1 rRNA gene is annotated in these 536 nt (G+C 49.4%); it reads right to left on the reverse strand.

Annotated features, from left to right (window positions below):
- Nucleotides 1-346: ribosomal RNA gene (locus L5M37_RS24100) — 16S ribosomal RNA — on the reverse strand; the annotation flags it as partial.
- Between the last annotated feature and the right edge of the window lie 190 nt (nucleotides 347-536).

A 536-nucleotide genomic window follows, 5' to 3' on the forward strand; every position in this document is an offset into this window, starting at 1 on the left:
TAGGAGTCTGGGCCGTGTCTCAGTCCCAGTGTGGCTGATCATCCTCTCAGAACAGCTAGGGATCGTCGCCTTGGTGAGCCATTACCTCACCAACTAGCTAATCCCACCTAGGTTCATCCAATCGCGGAAGGCCCGAAGGTCCCCTCCTTTCCCCCGTAGGGCGTATGCGGTATTAGCAGTCGTTTCCAACTGTTATCCCCCTCGACTGGGCAGATCCCTAGGCATTACTCACCCGTCCGCCGCTCGCCGGCAAAGATAGCAAGCTATCTTCCCGCTGCCGCTCGACTTGCATGTGTTAGGCCTGCCGCCAGCGTTCAATCTGAGCCATGATCAAACTCTTCAATTAAAGTTTTGTTGCTTCCGTCTTGCGACTTCAGCGGCTCAATGAATTCTGATTTTTTGTTTCTCGCTAAAAGAAACAAACTGTACATATTACTATGAACACTCATTGTTACATTGATTTAAATTTTTGACTGCCAACCCGAAGGCTAAGCAGTTTCGATTAACTCAACACCTGTGAGTGTCCACACAGATTT

It is taken from the genome of Shewanella sp. SM69 (assembly GCF_025653985.1).
Taxonomy (GTDB): domain Bacteria; phylum Pseudomonadota; class Gammaproteobacteria; order Enterobacterales; family Shewanellaceae; genus Shewanella; species Shewanella oncorhynchi.